Source organism: Paenibacillus sediminis (assembly GCF_017873765.1).
Taxonomy (GTDB): domain Bacteria; phylum Bacillota; class Bacilli; order Paenibacillales; family Paenibacillaceae; genus Paenibacillus_AG; species Paenibacillus_AG sediminis.
Genome location: NZ_JAGGKP010000002.1, coordinates 85,295 through 99,763, shown reverse-complemented (window position 1 = coordinate 99,763; position 14,469 = coordinate 85,295). Strand labels below are relative to the sequence as shown.

At 41.5% G+C, this 14,469-nt stretch carries 16 protein-coding genes; all 16 read left to right on the top strand.

All coding sequences use genetic code 11. The annotated features are described in order from the left end of the window. Positions 1-31: 31 nt before the first annotated feature. The 16 genes from J2Z20_RS07635 (at position 32) to fliD (ending at position 14,465) form a co-directional block, all read left to right on the top strand. Complete coding sequence (locus J2Z20_RS07635) at positions 32-1,207, top strand: sensor histidine kinase (protein WP_209848201.1); 1,176 nt, start codon at positions 32-34, stop codon at positions 1,205-1,207. Further along, positions 1,197-1,928 carry a response regulator transcription factor gene (locus J2Z20_RS07630; protein WP_209847667.1) on the top strand — a complete coding sequence of 244 codons (732 nt, stop codon included), beginning with the start codon at positions 1,197-1,199 and terminating at the stop codon, positions 1,926-1,928. The genes J2Z20_RS07635 and J2Z20_RS07630 overlap by 11 nt, the downstream gene beginning before the upstream one ends. Before the next feature lie 81 nt (positions 1,929-2,009). Beyond that, positions 2,010-2,441, top strand: a complete 432-nt coding sequence (locus tag J2Z20_RS07625) for a hypothetical protein (protein WP_209847664.1) — start codon at positions 2,010-2,012, stop codon at positions 2,439-2,441. 148 nt (positions 2,442-2,589) lie between these two features. Beyond that, positions 2,590-4,485 carry an ATP-dependent helicase ComFA gene (locus tag J2Z20_RS07620; RefSeq protein ID WP_209847661.1) on the top strand — a complete coding sequence of 632 codons (1,896 nt, stop codon included), beginning with the start codon at positions 2,590-2,592 and terminating at the stop codon, positions 4,483-4,485. A gap of 25 nt (positions 4,486-4,510) precedes the next feature. Continuing rightward, positions 4,511-5,308 (top strand): ComFC family protein, encoded by a 798-nt coding sequence (locus J2Z20_RS07615; protein WP_245252096.1) that lies wholly within the window; start codon positions 4,511-4,513, stop codon positions 5,306-5,308. Between the two features lie 108 nt (positions 5,309-5,416). After that, a complete protein-coding gene (locus J2Z20_RS07610) occupies positions 5,417-5,824 on the top strand; it encodes a TIGR03826 family flagellar region protein (RefSeq protein WP_209847658.1) in 408 nt (135 codons plus the stop codon). Positions 5,825-5,918: 94 nt separating this feature from the next. Beyond that, positions 5,919-6,215: a flagellar biosynthesis anti-sigma factor FlgM gene (gene flgM, locus J2Z20_RS07605; RefSeq protein ID WP_209847655.1), complete on the top strand. Its 297-nt coding sequence runs from the start codon at positions 5,919-5,921 to the stop codon at positions 6,213-6,215. Then, positions 6,212-6,709: a flagellar protein FlgN gene (locus tag J2Z20_RS07600; protein WP_209847653.1), complete on the top strand. Its 498-nt coding sequence runs from the start codon at positions 6,212-6,214 to the stop codon at positions 6,707-6,709. Before flgM ends, J2Z20_RS07600 begins: the two co-directional genes overlap by 4 nt. 27 nt (positions 6,710-6,736) lie before the next feature. Beyond that, a complete protein-coding gene (gene flgK, locus J2Z20_RS07595) occupies positions 6,737-8,317 on the top strand; it encodes a flagellar hook-associated protein FlgK (protein ID WP_209847650.1) in 1,581 nt (526 codons plus the stop codon). A gap of 18 nt (positions 8,318-8,335) precedes the next feature. Beyond that, entirely contained in the window at positions 8,336-9,235 is a 900-nt protein-coding gene (flgL, locus tag J2Z20_RS07590) for a flagellar hook-associated protein FlgL (protein ID WP_209847647.1), read from the top strand. A gap of 26 nt (positions 9,236-9,261) precedes the next feature. Then, a complete protein-coding gene (locus J2Z20_RS07585; protein ID WP_209847644.1) occupies positions 9,262-9,822 on the top strand; it encodes a DUF6470 family protein in 561 nt (186 codons plus the stop codon). A 53-nt stretch (positions 9,823-9,875) separates the two neighbouring features. Next, complete coding sequence (gene fliW / locus J2Z20_RS07580; RefSeq protein WP_209847641.1) at positions 9,876-10,301, top strand: flagellar assembly protein FliW; 426 nt, start codon at positions 9,876-9,878, stop codon at positions 10,299-10,301. After that, positions 10,301-10,522 carry a carbon storage regulator CsrA gene (csrA, locus tag J2Z20_RS07575; protein ID WP_209847638.1) on the top strand — a complete coding sequence of 74 codons (222 nt, stop codon included), beginning with the start codon at positions 10,301-10,303 and terminating at the stop codon, positions 10,520-10,522. Before fliW ends, csrA begins: the two co-directional genes overlap by 1 nt. Before the next feature lie 115 nt (positions 10,523-10,637). Further along, positions 10,638-11,450 carry a flagellin N-terminal helical domain-containing protein gene (locus J2Z20_RS07570; protein WP_209847635.1) on the top strand — a complete coding sequence of 271 codons (813 nt, stop codon included), beginning with the start codon at positions 10,638-10,640 and terminating at the stop codon, positions 11,448-11,450. Positions 11,451-11,512: 62 nt separating this feature from the next. Then, complete coding sequence (locus tag J2Z20_RS07565) at positions 11,513-12,574, top strand: tetratricopeptide repeat-containing glycosyltransferase family 2 protein (protein WP_209847632.1); 1,062 nt, start codon at positions 11,513-11,515, stop codon at positions 12,572-12,574. A gap of 61 nt (positions 12,575-12,635) precedes the next feature. Continuing rightward, complete coding sequence (fliD, locus tag J2Z20_RS07560; protein WP_209847629.1) at positions 12,636-14,465, top strand: flagellar filament capping protein FliD; 1,830 nt, start codon at positions 12,636-12,638, stop codon at positions 14,463-14,465. Positions 14,466-14,469: the final 4 nt, after the last annotated feature.

The following is a 14,469-nucleotide window of genomic DNA, read 5'->3' as shown; positions in this document are numbered from 1 at the left end:
TGCACTGATGAAAGAAATGGAGATTGAAGACATGGATTTTCAGGGCGACGATATAGATCGTGTCATTAAGAATGCCATTCATGTAATGGAAGATAGCAAATATCAAATATTTGAGATACTAGAATCTTCCCGTAATGAACTGATTTCACTCAATAAAGAATTAGAGTATGTCATTAAAGAAGCTGGCGACACGATTGAAAAAGTCGACCAACTTGAACAGAACTTTAGACTCTCCCGTATCCGGCTCACAGAAGTGAGCCGGGATTTTGTGCGTTATTCGGAAGAAGATATTAAGAATGCCTATGAACGGGCCACACAAATTCAGCTCGACCTGATGATTTATCGTGAGAAAGAGATGTATTTGAAGGCAAGACGCGATGAATTGCAGAAAAGAGCTAAGGGCGTGGAGAAATCCATGGAACGGGCAGAAACGATAGGCTCACAGATTGCAGTTGTGCTGGAGTATTTATCCGGTGAGCTTGGACAAGTCACTCGGATTCTCGAATCCGCTAAGAACAGGCAGATGATTGGGCTTAAAATTATTTTAGCCCAAGAGGAAGAACGGAAACGGATCGCTAGGGAAATTCATGATGGCCCTGCGCAACTCCTTGCCAATTTAGGACTAAGGACGGAAATTGTGGAAAGGATGCTGCAAAAGCAGGAATTTCAGGTTGTCCAAGACGAAGTAATAGACTTGAGAGGACAAGTTCGTTCCAGTCTCGAAGAGATGCGAAAAATTATTTTTAATTTACGTCCTATGGCACTCGATGATCTGGGGTTAATCCCTACACTTCGTAAATATGTGCATGATTTCGAAGAAAGGACGAAAATTCGTACGACTTTTGAAACGAAGGGGAAAGAGCAGCGTCTCTCTTCTGCGATGGAAGCAGCGATTTATAGATTGGTACAGGAAGCACTTACCAATGCATCGAAGCATGCCCGTCCAACATACGTAACGGTAGAAATTACATATCAAGCCCAAATGGTTAAAATCGAAGTGAAAGATAACGGAATTGGATTTAATAAGAACCAATTGGAACAAAAAGCAAAAGATCATACTCACTTTGGATTAATTGGTATGCGGGAACGAGTCGAACTTCTTGAAGGAAGAATGGAGATTGAATCAGCTGTAAATCAAGGCACAAAGATTATCATCCATATCCCAACTAACGCGGAACAGAGAAAGGAGTTAAACAATGGGGAATAATCATGAGAAAAACAGCACGGCAAAAATTCAGGTACTCTTAGCTGATGATCACCAATTGTTTCGTGAAGGCCTTAAACGTATTTTGAATATGGAGAATGATATTGAGGTCATTGGAGAATGCGGCGACGGCATACAGGTGTTAGAATTTTGTAATCAGAACAAACCTCAAATCGTTCTGATGGATATTAACATGCCTAATCAAAACGGTGTGGAAGCTACGCAAAAGCTTCGCGAATTGTTCCCCGATATAAAAGTTATTATTTTGTCCATTCATGATGATGAGAGCTATGTATTTGAAACGCTTCGCAAGGGCGCTTCCGGGTATCTGCTGAAGGATATGGAAGCTGAATCTTTAATCAATGCGATTCGCACCGTCGCAGATGGTCATGCTTTTATTCATCCAAAAGTGACGGGCAAGCTCATTCAGCAAATGCGCAGAATGTCTTTCTTAGATGAGACCGGCGCGATGGCAGAGAATACGATTGTGAAAGAAGCAGGCGTGAAATTTGTAGCGAATGATAACAACCCGCTAACGCGTCGTGAAGGCGAAGTACTACGTCTTATGGCAGAAGGCAAGAGCAATAAAATGATTGGTGAGTTTTTATACATAAGCGAGAAGACAGTGAAGAACCATGTCAGCAGCATCTTGCAAAAGATGGAAGTTGATGATCGGACTCAAGCTGTTATTAATGCAATTAAATATGGATGGGTAACCTTGTAAAATACACATGTAGCGCTCGCGCTGTCCAGTAACCCGTTACCCTTTAACGGCATATATTGTCGCTATAAGGGAGGTGGTTCCATGGTTCCATATCTATTATGGATACTATTGGTTTACGGATTAACGGCAGCGGGAGTACATCTCTTGTATGTTCGGCATAGTCGAAGAAATAAAGCGGCGAATAAAGAGGCTGTTCATTATGTTCTAGTCACTTCTAACCATGAAAAACAAATAGAGTGGTATATTCGTGCTCTTGAATGGTATTCATGGATACGGGGACAAATGGTGGTTGTTACGGTCGTGGATGAACGATCAACGGATCATACAATTCCCATTATTGAACGGATGAGTAAGCATGCAAACGGACTGCAATTATCGGTCATTTCTAGAAGTGACTTACTAGGAGACGACGATCTTTATTCGCTCGTGAGCACTCATAAGGGGGAAGGAGTGCTTCTCATTGATCTGCGGATCCCGAGGGAGGCGCTGAAAATACCTTATGTGCATTGCTAATTGTTGCAGGACAATATTTATATGGAAGAAGTGAAGCACACTCTTTGAAGGCGTAAGCCGGATGGGGTGTGTTTTTTGTTTTCAATATAAGAAAGTATAAGCTTCGTAGCCGAGCATCAATTTAAGTGAAAAGGTGGTGTGAGAATAAATGCGGGCTGCGGTATATGCGGTTCAGTGTAAGAACAGGTGGGAGGTTCGGATTTCGATTGACCTTCGGGTAGATCTCATTTGGTGGACAAGCGGGGCTGCAGGTGACGCGAGGAAAATATGGCTATTGTCATCTGGTATGCCTCTTGGATGGGCTGTCAAATTAAGAGATAGATTTCAAGCCGAAGAGAGGAACATTAACGATTGGACGTTATGGATGCGTCATGGCTTAAAGAGGGAACATGCTGATGAAATAGAAGGAATTATAGAATGGTTGGTTGAGGATAGGCAGGCAGGGTTGCTGTGGGATAGAGCCAGTGGATGGACGGCTATAGCAGAGGAGCAGTGGAAGTGCTTATCTGGGGTAGATGGCTTGATGGATAGTGATTTGACATTAGTCCGTGAGCAGCAGGAGCTTGTTAGGAGAGCGATTCTTATCGCTGAACTGCTGGTAGGACGTTCGCTGCTTGAAGCGGAGCTGCAGCAGCTGCTAGCAGAAGCGGCGCCCGATTTGAGCGCTTCTTGGCGCACCGCGGTGCAGCTGGCGCACTTGCAGGGGCGCCTGCACCTCACGGCGGCGCTCGCCCCCGAGGAGCGCGGGCTGCGCCGCAAGAACCCGCGCTGCCGCCGCTGCGGCAGCGAACTACTTCGCCGCACGGCATGCGCCTCGTGCGGCAGCCCGGCGTGCGCCTACTGCGAGGCGTGCCTCGCGCTCGGGCGCAGCCGGGCTTGTGCGCTGCTGCTGCGCACAGCAGCGTTTCCGGCCGTGCACGGCACGGCCGGTATGGCCCCCACCGCCGCTGCGCTCGGCCGGTGGGGGCTCAGCCCAGCGCAGCGCGAAGCCGCGGGCGCGGCGCTGGGCTTCCTGGCGGCGCCGGCGAAGCGCGCCGCAAAGCCCGCGCAGTTCCTGTTATGGGCCGTCACCGGCGCGGGCAAGACGGAAATGATCTTTCCGCTCATCCAGAGCATCTTGGATACAAGGGGACGTGTACTGATCGCGACGCCGCGCAGAGACGTTGTGCTCGAACTCTCTCCTAGAATCGCTAAAGCATTTCCTAGTGAAACAGTGTCCACATTGTACGGGGGCAGCGAGGAACGTTGGCAGGAAGGATCGATAACACTAGCGACAACGCATCAGCTTATGCGATTTTATCACGCTTTTGACTTAGTCATTATCGATGAACTGGATGCTTTTCCATACCATAATGATCCGATGCTTGCCTTTGCAGCTCGGGAAGCATGTAAGTCAGATGGTAAATTTATATTTCTGTCAGCTACCCCGCCTTTGGCACTGCAGCGAGAGATCGAACGGGGGAAGCTTGCGCATGCCAAAGTGCCGGTCCGTTTTCATCGGCATCCATTACCTGTACCGAAGCGAATATCAATGAACTCCGTCGCTCGCTGTATACAGAAACGATCACTTCCTTCGGCACTTATAGAAGCATTAGAGCGATCTATCCATCGCGGGGCACAAATATTTCTGTTCGTATCCCGCATTCGGCATATTGATCCGATCGTAGAGCTGCTTAAGCAGAGTTTCGGAGATATCCCCATTGCTGGAACCTCATCACAGGACTCAGCTCGCGGGGACAAAGTATTAGCCTTTCGTTCAGCAGATATTAGACTGCTTGTTACGACTACGATTTTGGAGCGAGGCGTTACGGTGCCGCGCAGTGATGTTTTTATTTTAGATGCGGACAGCAATTTGTTTGATGAAGCTTCGCTTGTCCAAATGGCTGGCCGCGCCGGAAGATCCAAAGATGATCCTGCGGGGAACGTTATTTTTGCGGCACGAGAATGGACTCGTTCACAAAAGTTGGCTGTAAAACAAATTAAAGAAATGAACAAAATTGCCTATAGCAAAGGATATCTAATAGATTCTCCTCGGCTTAAGTAATGAATCAAAAAGGGAGGGTGCTAATTTGAAGTGGCAGACATTTATGAATTCAGTGCACCAATTTATTTCTCCACCTGTAGATACCTGCTTAACATGTAATAAACGTGTAAAACAGTTGAACACTTCTTTAGCCATATGCGAGGAGTGTACGAGGACTATTCCTTGGATTGCGAAGCCGCGCTGCGGGGTATGCGGCAGACATATAGGTTGTCCTGATTGCACACGCCCTGCGGCTGCCCAGCGGGCTATTGTATGCAACCGCAGCAGTGTCGCTTATAACGCCCAGATGAGAGAGTGGCTTGCGCAGTATAAATATCGCGGAAATGAGAGATATGCCGAACTTCTAGCTAAGATGTTAGAGCGGGCATACACCGGCATGAAGCGGGAGTTTACGAATACCCATTTTAAGTGGAAAATAGACTTCATTACCTTTGTACCTGTCAGTCAAGTTCGTCTATCAGAACGGGGCTTTAACCAAGCTGAAATGCTAGGGTCCATATTATCGAGGAAACAGCGCATACCATTGATTCCTCTATTGGAGCGAAGACGCCATACCGTTAAACAAAGCTTCAAGAGCAGGCACGAGCGCATTCAAGATATGCAAGGGATTTTTCAGCTTCACTCGTCAGCTGTTCAGCGCATGAAGGACGTACTCAATTCTTATTCATCATCTACAAGTCCTCTTCCCCTCCGTATATTGCTCGTTGATGATATTTATACAACAGGCAGCACTGTAAATGCTTGTGCCCATATTTTGAAGGAAGCCGGTCTATCATTGAACATGCCATTAGAAGTATATTGCTTGACATGGGCGCGGTCTTGACACTATATTATTCCATGAAAATACTGTCGATTTTCCCATAGACGTCATACCCAAAATAAGGTAATCTAAAGAAAATATGAGAAATAGATGTAGGGGGCTTAAGGTGTAATGGATATTGGCAACTGTCCTCGATGTGGTCGTCTTTTTGCGTTGAATTTTAGAGATATATGCGGGAATTGTATAAAAGAAATTGAAGTAGAATATGAGAAATGCGCTGATTATTTAAGGGAGCATAGGACTGCTACGTTATTGGAACTATCCGAAGCCACCGGTGTTACGACCAAACAGATTACTCGCTTCGTTAGAGAAGGGCGAATTTCTGTAGTTCAAGCCCCTAATTTAATGTATCCTTGCGAAGTTTGCGGCACGTTAATTAGAGAAGGCACTATGTGTGACTCGTGTCGAACGAGATTAACTAAGGATTTGACGAGTGCGCTCAATGATTCTCAGTCTTTTGATAAGGGGAACGTTACTGGTCATGGGGCTTACAGTGCTCTTGATCGAAGAAAAAACTAAAATCGCATGCAGCTATTAAAATTACTTCATTTATGGCCGATAAACTTAGTAAAGATTATCGGTCTTTTTATTTTGGAAGGAAGGTGAGCACATTATGAAAATTAATGAGACGGGACGGATTGGAGCAATAAATTCATATCAGCGGAATGTAGAAGCTCGTGAAAATTTTACGGGTAAAAAAAATCGCCAAAAGGATCAGGTTTCCATTTCGCCTGAAGCAAAAGAAATGCTGGAAGCTCAGAACCAAGTACAAGATCCACAGCGTGCTGAACGTATAAATGACTTGAAACAATCAGTAGCGACGGGAACGTACTACGTCGATGCTGCTAAAATTGCTGAGAAGCTGTTGCCTTATTTTAAAATCAATGATAATTCGGGTGAGAATAAGTGAGTATACAGCATGTAATTTCAACCATGGAACGGTTAACTGAATTGCATCAACAATTGTTTGATTCCGGTGAAGAGAAGAAGCAGGCGATCATTAAGAACGATATTGAAAAACTAACTCAAATCATGACTCAAGAGAATCGTCTCCTTAAGCAGGTTGCAGAAGTGGAAAAAGAACGGGTAGATGCTGCTTATGCTTTTCTTCATGAGAAAGGAATTCGTTCACAGCTCAATTTAACTGTGACGGAACTTTTACGGCTCGTATTTAACGTAGAGGAAAGGTTTCAATTGCAAGATTCACAAAATCGCTTGTTAAATGTAATTCATGCTTTGAAAAGACAGAACGAAGTTAATCAGCAATTAATTCATCATGCATTAGAGTTTATAGATTTTTCATTAAATGTGTTTGTCGGGGCAGAGGACGATCTTATTTATCAAAATCCAGCACATCAATCGTCAAATTTGAAAAAAAATAATTTTTTTGATACAAGAGCTTAATTTTTCTCTATTCTGAGGAGGGATACGATGACTTCAACATTTATGGGCTTAGAAACGGCGAAACGAAGCCTGTTTGCAAATACGGCAGCAATGAATACTACAGGTCACAACATTGCCAATGCAAATACACCAGGCTATTCACGTCAGGTCGTAGGATTGGTAGCTTCTCGTCCGATTGAGGCACCTGGGCTATTTAATAAGTCCACAGCTCCTGGACAGCTAGGAACAGGTGTGGAATATAACTATATCAAACGAGTACGTGAATCATTCCTTGATGATCAATATTGGGATGCTAATAAATCTTTAGGGGAATGGGAAGTTCAAGCGGACACTCTCTCAAAGCTTGAGAAAGTGTTCAACGAACCATCCGATTCAGGCCTCTCGACTGTATTAAATAATTTTTGGAACTCATGGTCCAGTCTAAGTAAAGATCCTGAAAATGTGACATCGAGGAAAATTGTGAGGGAAAACGCTCTGGCATTAGTAGATGCGTTCAATGAAACGAGTAAGAAATTAACCGATATGCAAGATGATCTAACTCAAAGGGTCTCCGTAACTGCCGATCATATCAACACATTGACAAGTCAGATTGCCCAATTAAACGATGAGATTATGAGGATAGAAGGACAGCGTGATAATGCTAACGATCTACGAGATCAACGCGATTTGATTATCGATGAGTTGTCTAAGCTAACAAATGTGAGTGTCACTGAACAATCAGATGGATATACGGTTGTTGCTGGTGGTCTGCAATTGGTAAGCGGCAATAACTCAGTGCAGACGACTGCTGCAGACTGGGAAGGGGCTTACAGTGCGAATACGTTAATCAGTGGAGATGTGTTTGGGACCATTAAATCTCGAGATGTTCTTGTTAAGAATTATTTAGATCAATTGAATGACATGGCTAATACAATTACTAATGGAGAGATTACCGTTACAATTCCGGCGGGTTCAGTTCTTCCGGATAACACAGTTCTTGACGGCGTTACTTATACTGGTGCAAACCGTACATTGACAAGCGACCTTACTGTGACCGTTAAAGGTCTTAATGAACTTCATCAGCTTGGATATATTTTTGGAACAGGAACACCACCAGCAACAGCACCGGCTTTTTTCGTTTCGCAAGATGGCGGACCGATCACTGCTGCTTCAATAGGCTTAAATCCTGTAATTCAAAATGATCCTAGTCAAATCGCATCATCTCTTCGTACGATAACGCTTACCCCCCCTGCAGTAGGTGAAGAAACGGTAACGGGAAATAACACAATTGCTCTCTTAATATCAGGATTAAAGAGTGTCCCTTTTAAATTTAATGGGACTTCGAGTAACAATGGTATTGCAACCGGAACGGTTGATGATTATTATCGTTCTATTATTGGACAACTAGGCGTTGAAAGCGAAGAAGCGACTCGTCAGCAAACGAATAACCAGTTGCTTGTTGACCAAGTCGACTCAAGAAGACAATCGGTTAGCGGTGTATCTACAGACGAAGAAATGACGAATTTAATTAAATTTCAGCATGCATACGCTGCGGCGTCCAGGTTCATGACAACTGTGGACCAAAACTTAGATAAAGTAATCAATAGTATGGGTATGGTAGGTAGATAGAATTAGGAGGCGATTAATATGGCATTACGTGTAACTCCAGGTATGATGAATTTGCAAATGTTGCGTAATATCAATAATAATCTGATTAGAATGGACAAGAATCAAAATATCTTGTCCACGGGAATGAAGCTTAATAAGCCATCAGATGACCCAGTGGGGATTACTTACTCGTTAAGATATCGCAGCGATTTAGCATTAAACGATCAATTTCAAAAAAATGCAGATGCTGCTACATCTTGGCTGAATAATACAGATACCGCGTTATCCCAAGTAAATGATATAGTGCAACGTGCAAATGAGCTGCTAGTGCAAGGGATTAATGGAACAAATCCACAAGAGGGATTAGATGCTATTAATGTCGAACTCAAACAAATTTACGAACAACTTGTAAATGTCGGTAACAGTCAGATCGGAGATAAATATATATTTAATGGCCAATTAACGGACAAGCCGCCATACGATCCTGCGACTGCCAATAATCAAGATACGGACACAGCTGGTATTAATTATCAATTCACTGAGGGTGGTGCGCCTATACAAATTAATGTTACTGGACAGGACGTATTTGGAGCTTCCACGGATTCTGATAATTTGTTTGCTATCCTAAAAAGAGTTCAAGCGGATTTTAGTGCTGGTAAGCAGAGCGCAGCTTCAGGTGAACTTGATTTACTAAAAAGCCGGTTGATCAAAATAAATGAAGCAAGGTCAGAAATCGGAGCAAAAACAAACAGAATAGATCTAATTAGTACTCGTCTGGATGATATGAAACAAAATTTAACCGACATGCAGACTAAGACAGAAGATGCTGATTATGCTGAAACAATTATGAAAATGAAGCAAGACGAAAGTGTATATCAGGCTTCACTCGCAACTAGCGCGAAAATAGTTCAAACAACACTTCTGGATTACCTGCGTTAATTGTTGAACGGTAGAGGTGTCCTATTATGAATCTTCAACGTCTTTCTATTCGCCAAACCTACGCAAATATAGGAATGGAGACCAGACAAGCTCAGCTGAATATAGAATCACCATCAGGAGATTTGGAAGTTGAAAGTCCGCCGGCTGCGATGGAAGTGAATACAACACCTGCTGAACTATCAGTAGATAGCTCAAGGGCTTGGATGGCCCTTGGCAAAGGAAATCACTTGGAATGGCTCCATATGATTTCTAGCCAAATGCATCAAGAATTTTTGCTCAATGTTTCGCGAATTGTTGATGAAGGCAACCAATTGGCTCAGTTTAAGCACAGCACGATTGCGGATATGATGGCTCAACGTATGCAGGAACAGTCTAGTATACAGTATAACGGAGAAGCATCTTTTCATAATGTAGATCTTCAATATACGCCCTCACATATCGATATCAACTGGACAAGGCATGATCCCCAGATTAATTATACTCCGCATCGTCCCCAAGCTAAGTATGAACCTGGCGGAGTAGACATTTATTTGAAAAATAAAAATAGCATACAAATGTGGGTTAGCAATTATGACTTATATGGTTAGTTAAGAAGCTATAGCTGTAAAGCTGTAGCTTCATTTCATAAGGAGGCAGTCGAATGCTAGACAATTTTAATAATATGAAACTCTCATTCGAAGGAAGTATACTCGGATTTGAAAATTTAGATATGTTTTTGCTAGAAACCGTCGAAGACACACCATTTGCTTATTTGAAAAGCCTTGAAGATGAGAATATTTCCTTTTTGGTAACATCCCCTTTTCAATGGTATGGAGACTATGAAATTAAACTCAGTGAATCTCTAAAAAACAAGCTGCAGATTATGAAACCTGAAGACACTCTCGTTTTGAATATAGTCACCATAAGAGGTGATTTGCGATCCTCAACGGTTAATCTCTTAGCCCCATTGATTATCAATATTAATAAGTTTATTGGGAGTCAGTATGTGGTCCAAGAGAAAACAAAATTTAGAACGGATTGTCCCTTAATCATGAGTCATATTAGAGAAGAAGGGGAGGGGGAATGATGCTTATCCTTTCACGGAAACGGGGCCAATCTATTTTAATAAATAACGACATCGAAATATATATTGCTTCTATTGAGGGAGATAATATCAAAGTAGGGATAAGGGCCCCTGAGGACATTGTCATATTAAGAAAAGAATTGGTGGAAGAAGTGCAAGCCAATAATCAGGAAGCTAGCTCGGCGCATGTAGATCCGAATTTATTGAAAAAAATGAAATTTTAAGTTTTTTTATAAAAGGTATAAACTTCCTCTCTTAACATCCGATATATATATTGTAAGGCGAGATTGCCTACTTCACAAGGATGTGAAATTTTAAAACTCAAGGAGGAACAAATCAATGATTATTAACCACAATCTTAACGCGATGAACGCTCATCGTAATCTGGTGTTCAACAACACACAACAAGGTAAATCCAGTGAGAAACTTTCTTCTGGTTACCGCATCAACCGTGCTGCTGACGATGCTGCAGGTCTTTCAATCTCTGAGAAAATGCGTGCACAAATTAAATCTTTGAACCAAGGTCAACGTAACGCACAAGACGGTGTATCTCTTGTACAAACGGCTGAAGGTGCAATGGGTGAAGTTTCTGACATGCTTGGTCGTATGAAAGAGCTTGCAGTTCAAGCAAACAATGGTACATACAACGCATCGGACCTTGCGGCTATGAATTCCGAGTACACAAGTTTGAAAAATGCAATTGACGGTATCGCTAATAACACTAAATTTAATGGTATTTCATTGCTTGATGGCACTGGTCCGACAGTTACGATTCAAATTGGTGGTACTGCATCTGAATCTGTCCTTATGAATCTCGGTAATATCAAAGTTACAGCTGCAGGTTTAACTCTTGGTAATTTAAGTTCGGCTACGTTTGCTGCGGCTGAGCTTTCAGCAGTTGATACAGCAATTGGTACAGTAAATACAGCACGTTCTACCTTGGGTGCATTCCAAAACCAATTGGAGCATGTATACAACAACTTGGGAGCTACTTCAGAGAACCTTCAAGCTGCTGAATCACGTATCCGTGATACAGATATGGCTTCTGAAATGATGAATTACACTAAATTCAATATCTTGCAACAAGCTTCTACTGCTATGTTGGCACAAGCTAACCAAGCGCCTCAAGGCGTATTGCAATTATTGCGTTAATATTAAGCGAAAAGCCCACGATTTTGCGTGGGCTTTTTTTTTTTCAGGAGGAAACGAATCGTATGCAAATATCGGTTTGCATGATTACTAGAGATGAAGAAGATCATATCGAGAGAGCGTTAGACAGTGTGCCTGATCACTTTGAAGTCATTGTACTTGATACTGGATCCCAAGATCGAACTGTAGAAATTGCGAGAAGCAAAGATGCCTCGGTCTACCAAGAGAGCTGGAACAATGATTTCTCTTTGTCAAGAAATTCCTCAATTAAGAAAGCTACTGGAGATTACGTATTAATATTAGATGCTGATGAAACGCTGTCTGATGATATTGAAAAGCAGATATATGAATATATACAACAATACCCTGATGAAGCGGCATCAGCAGTCATTATTAATCATGTCGATAATGAAAGCACGAGACATAGAATGGGGAGATTTTTTCCTAGGACTTCTGATTTCCATTACAGGGGGATGGTCCATGAACAAATATATAAAGGAAATGACCCAGCCCCATTAAGGACTAGTGGAATTACTATTCATCATTATGGTTATGAGCAAGAAACATACAAAAAAAAGAATAAACTTGATAGATATATTAATCTCTATCAATCTCATTTAGCGGCAACGCCTGATGATAGTTATATGCACTATCAATTGGGGAAATTATACTATTCAAATAAAGAATACTCAAAGGCTTACGAAGCCTTTTTATATGTTATAAATCAGCAGGAATATGACAAACTATATTTCCCACCGATGCTTGTTCAGTTTGCTTATACACTTAAGGAATTAGGATTGAGCAAAGAATCATACGAATTTACTTCTTCTTTCCTAGACCAATATCCATCTTTTCCTGATCTACCCTTTGTTTTAGGTGTACTATCAATGGATTGCGGTTATTTAAATACAATAGAATACTATTTCAAACTTGCGTTATCCATTGGTGAGACCAATCATTACAGTTCTGTAGAGGGTGTAGGGAGTTATCGAGCTGCTCATAATCTAGGTGTGTTCTACGAGGTTTTGGGTAACACAGAGTTAGCTATTGAATATTACAAAAAGGCTTGGCAGTATAATTACCCTCCATCTATAGAAAGATTGGAGTTTCTTTCAAAAATAGTATAAAGTAATTTGGAAAATTTTCGATATATATATTAAGAAGAAAAGTTAAGAGGGGGTTGGAATTATGGTAATGAGAATAACTGGAATGGCATCAGGAATGGACATTGACAAAATGGTTAGCGATTTAATGAATGTTGAAAAGATACCACAGACTAAGTTACGTCAAAAGAAAGACTTGCTTAGCTTTCAAATGGATTTATATCGTGAAGTAAATACAAAAGTGGCATCCTTACGTGATTCTCTGGATCAAATTCGTTACAGCAGTAACATGACCGGTATGAAAGCAACATCTTCATCTACAGATGTGACGGCTTCTCCTGTTTCGTCCGTTTCGGCTTCAACGATTACGGTAAAAGTTAATCAATTGGCAAGCAGTGCACAATATACAACTTCCGCGGTTTCTAAATTAGGTTTTATAGGGAACAGTGTTAGTGCTGCAACAAATATTCAAGCGGGTGTTAATGATAGCCTTGCAGTGGCATTAGATGGAACAACGAAGGTAATTACATTAGCTCCAAATGTCTATGACCCTGCTCAATTGCAAAGTGAACTACAGATAGAAATTGATAAAGCGTTTGGATCAGGACGAATAAATGTAGGTCTGAATGGCTCTAATCAACTTAGCCTCGATCCAGTTGCAATTAGCACCGGGTACCAGCCCCAAGTTACGGTGTATGATATAAATGGCGGCTTAGGAAATTTAGGTTTTACGCCTGGGCAGTCGTTTCGATTGAACATTAATGCACCTTTAAGTGACATGGCATCCAAATTTGGAAATGGAACTACGTTATCGGTTCCAGGGCAATTTACGGTTTCTAACGGGACAACAACTGCAACTATAGATTACGACTCTACTGATACGATCCAATCTATAATGAACAAAGTGAATAGCTCATCAACTAACGTGACGATGAGCTTTGACGCAGCAAGTGATTCATTTACTTTTAAAAGCAAATTGACAGGTGCTGCTTCTCAAATCTCATTAAACGACACATCGGGTAATTTTTTGCAAGCAATAAATGCAAATGGTGCTTCTGTACAAGGGAGCGATGCTTCCATAGATATTACTCAAGATGGAGGAGCTACGCAAACGATAACCCAGTCTTCCAACAAATTCACTTATAATGGAATTGCTTATTCATTAAATAAAGTAACGACCAATGATGTGACGATTACAGTAGCAGGAGATGCGGATAGCATTGTCAATAAAATAAAAAATTTTGTTAATTCCTATAATGATTTAATGGATTTGGTTAATCGTCGTTTAGCAGAGATGCCTTCAAGAGATTACGCTCCTTTAACCGATGATCAGAAGAGCTCGATGAGTGAGTCTGACATAGCAAATTGGAACGCAAAAGTAAAGCAAGGATTGCTTTCGAATTCTGATGATTTAAAAAACATTAAAAATTCGTTACGAGAATTGTTAACTAAATCTGTGGATGGAGTTTCATCGGATTTTAACGCATTATATAAGATTGGAATTACAACGGTTCCATATGTGGTAGGAAATCAACAAGATGCAGGAAAATTGCAAATTGATGAAACGAAGTTAAGAGACGCTATTGCCCAGAATCCTACTGCTGTCTCGAACCTATTTACAAATAATCCAGGTCTCGAAAGTCAACAAGGAATTGCTGTTACGATGTTTAATCGAGCAAACGACATGCTTTCATCTCTCATTAAAAAGGGAGGAAAAGCAACTTCAATGATATATGATGATGTGACCACCGATTTAGGAAAACAAGTATATAATCTTGAATTAAACATTTCAGATTGGAATAGTAAATTGTCTAAAAAAGAAGATGATTACTATAAGAGATTCAGTGATATGGAACAAGCAATTCAGAAAAGTAATGCTCAAATTAGTTGGTTATCATCACAAATGGGTGGCTAAGGAG

Excerpts from the sequence above, each read along its gene's own strand:
- J2Z20_RS07635 (WP_209848201.1), top strand. The coding sequence starts at position 32 with ATGGATTTTCAGGGCGACGATATAGATCGTGTCATTAAGAATGCCATT.
- J2Z20_RS07630 (WP_209847667.1), top strand. The coding sequence starts at position 1,197 with ATGGGGAATAATCATGAGAAAAACAGCACGGCAAAAATTCAGGTACTC.
- J2Z20_RS07625 (WP_209847664.1), top strand. The coding sequence starts at position 2,010 with ATGGTTCCATATCTATTATGGATACTATTGGTTTACGGATTAACGGCA.
- J2Z20_RS07620 (WP_209847661.1), top strand. The coding sequence starts at position 2,590 with ATGCGGGCTGCGGTATATGCGGTTCAGTGTAAGAACAGGTGGGAGGTT.
- J2Z20_RS07610 (WP_209847658.1), top strand. The coding sequence starts at position 5,417 with ATGGATATTGGCAACTGTCCTCGATGTGGTCGTCTTTTTGCGTTGAAT.
- flgM (WP_209847655.1), top strand. The coding sequence starts at position 5,919 with ATGAAAATTAATGAGACGGGACGGATTGGAGCAATAAATTCATATCAG.
- flgK (WP_209847650.1), top strand. The coding sequence starts at position 6,737 with ATGACTTCAACATTTATGGGCTTAGAAACGGCGAAACGAAGCCTGTTT.
- flgL (WP_209847647.1), top strand. The coding sequence starts at position 8,336 with ATGGCATTACGTGTAACTCCAGGTATGATGAATTTGCAAATGTTGCGT.
- J2Z20_RS07585 (WP_209847644.1), top strand. The coding sequence starts at position 9,262 with ATGAATCTTCAACGTCTTTCTATTCGCCAAACCTACGCAAATATAGGA.
- fliW (WP_209847641.1), top strand. The coding sequence starts at position 9,876 with ATGCTAGACAATTTTAATAATATGAAACTCTCATTCGAAGGAAGTATA.
- csrA (WP_209847638.1), top strand. The coding sequence starts at position 10,301 with ATGCTTATCCTTTCACGGAAACGGGGCCAATCTATTTTAATAAATAAC.
- J2Z20_RS07570 (WP_209847635.1), top strand. The coding sequence starts at position 10,638 with ATGATTATTAACCACAATCTTAACGCGATGAACGCTCATCGTAATCTG.
- J2Z20_RS07565 (WP_209847632.1), top strand. The coding sequence starts at position 11,513 with ATGCAAATATCGGTTTGCATGATTACTAGAGATGAAGAAGATCATATC.
- fliD (WP_209847629.1), top strand. The coding sequence starts at position 12,636 with ATGGTAATGAGAATAACTGGAATGGCATCAGGAATGGACATTGACAAA.